Source organism: Acinetobacter sp. ANC 5378 (assembly GCF_013004315.1).
GTDB lineage: Bacteria > Pseudomonadota > Gammaproteobacteria > Pseudomonadales > Moraxellaceae > Acinetobacter.
In genome coordinates this window covers 1-2265 of record NZ_JABERK010000020.1, presented here as the reverse complement: position 1 = coordinate 2265, position 2265 = coordinate 1, and the positions used below count along the sequence as shown (strand labels likewise).

The 2265-nt window shown below is 36.2% G+C and carries 2 protein-coding genes and 1 rRNA gene; all 3 read left to right on the top strand.

The window, feature by feature from the left end:
- Positions 1-347 precede the first annotated feature (347 nt).
- Complete coding sequence (locus HLH16_RS15620) at positions 348-743, top strand: transposase family protein (RefSeq protein ID WP_214646634.1); 396 nt, start codon at positions 348-350, stop codon at positions 741-743.
- Between the two features lie 83 nt (positions 744-826).
- Entirely contained in the window at positions 827-1183 is a 357-nt protein-coding gene (locus HLH16_RS15615) for a transposase family protein (RefSeq protein ID WP_350643752.1), read from the top strand.
- An 865-nt stretch (positions 1184-2048) separates the two neighbouring features.
- A 16S ribosomal RNA gene (locus HLH16_RS06310) occupies positions 2049-2265 on the top strand; the annotation flags it as partial.

Sequence of the window (2265 nt, the reverse complement as noted above, 5' to 3'; positions counted from 1 at the left end):
ATTTAGAATATTAAGTGAACGCTATCGAAATAGACGGAAAAGATTCGGTTTACGCATTAACTTAATCGCTGCACTGGTAAACCGGATAAATTTTCAATAATGACTTTCGCAAGAGATCTATTCAACATTCAACATTCAACATTCAACATTCAACATTCAACATTCAACATTCAACATTCAACATTCAACATTCAACATTCAACATTCAACATTCAACATTCAACATTCAATATTCAATATTCAATATTCAATATTCAATATTAGATCTCTTTCATAAATCAAAAAGTGATCATATTTTTGATTTATATTTGTACCCCGGATTTTTAGTATTTGTGCATAATCTGCGGATGAAATACATCGACTCAAAGAAGCTTTCTGAAACACAGTTCAAGCGATATACGGGCATCTCCTGGTCAACCTTCTATTTAATGGTTGAACAATTAAAGAAGCATGTTACAACTAAAGGCAGACCGCCCAAGTTAAGCGTGGAGGATCAGGTTCTTCTCAGCCTAAGCTATTGGCGGGAATATCGAACTTTATTTCACGTTGCGACAAGCTATGGAGTTTCAGAACCAACAGCCTCAAGAATTGTACGTCATGTTGAAGACTGTCTGATTCAGTCCAATCTGTTTAATTTACCCAAAGATTTACCTGAAGGTGAAGGCATAGACTGGAATGTTGTGATCGTAGATGCCACAGAAATTCCAATCCAAAGGCCTAAAAAAACAGAAGAAAAGCTATAGCGGCAAGAAAAAGACGCACACCTTTAAAGTACAGGCCATGATTCACTACAAAACTCAGCAAATTCTGATACAAAACTCAGCAAATTCTGAGTTTATGTACCAGTCGCGGTGCAGTGCATGATTTCGAGTTGTTCAAATGCAATTTAAACCAGATTCCTTCTGGGGTTTTTATCCTTGCAGATAAAGGCTATCAGGGGATTTATGCGTTGTATCCGAATAGCCTGTTGCCATTAAAAGCCAAAAGACACTGTAAATTGGATCCTGAACTCAAAATCTACAATCAGGAAATCAATAAAAGAAGAATAGGTATTGAACATGTATTTGGTAGCCTGAAAACCTTCAAAATCCTTGCTGAGCGTTATCGAAATAGAGGTAAAAGACTCGGTTTGAGATTCAATTTAATCGCTGGAATCTACAACTTGGAACTGAGCAAAAAATGATTTATGAAAGAGGTTTATTCAATATTCAACATTCAACATCGTTTGAATAATCTTTAGTGATCGTGGTTTAAATCTTGGGAGCAATTTGATTGCTCTCGATGGTGTTATTATAAAACCAGTGGAAAGTAGGGGGTGAAGACACGGATGAGTTGCTTTGAGGAAAATGGAAATTTGAAATACTTTCTTATGTTGATTTATTTGATGGGTGATTTTGTTTTGGATTTGGTGACTCCTTTTTTATTCTGTGTGTTTTTACTGGTTTTTATATTGCATTTAATGGGTAGGTGTAATTTAGAAATTAGAGGGGCGGAATATAGATAATAGAATGGTAAAAATAATTAAAATGATATGGATGTGGATTCTATTTGGCTTGTTTGTGAGTCTTAAACTAAAAAACTTTGTGAATTTAAACTTAAAAATAAGAAAAAACCCACCATTTTGAAGAATAAATAAACAGTCGAAGCGTTATTTCTAAAATAATGTGGAAAAGGGGTTGTGTCTGACCTGAAATGCTGTAGAATGCACATCCATCGGCGGTGATGTTGATTAAAACTTGTTGAGAAACAAGGATTTAGCCTGAGTGGTGTGAATCTGGAAGTCTTGGATGAGTTTAAAAATAATCAATAAAACCTGTTGACTTTTTAGAGATAGAGAGTAATATAGCCGACCTAGCTTGCTGCTGACGAAGTAGCAAGAAGATCATTAAGAGATTATGAAGAACAACTTGTGTGGATTTTTACCGGTTGATCGATCGAAATTATTTTCATTGATTGATGGTAGAAATTACTCGAAGTTTATTTGAGAAATATTTGTCAGAAAATTGATGAGCCAGATTTGGTGTTTTGAATAAAGCACTATTGATTTTAAACTGAAGAGTTTGATCATGGCTCAGATTGAACGCTGGCGGCAGGCTTAACACATGCAAGTCGAGCGGGGAAAGGTAGCTTGCTACCTAACTTAGCGGCGGACGGGTGAGTAATGCTTAGGAATCTGCCTATTAGTGGGGGACAACATTTCGAAAGGAATGCTAATACCGCATACGCCCTACGGGGGAAAGCAGGGGATCTTCGGACCTTGCGCTA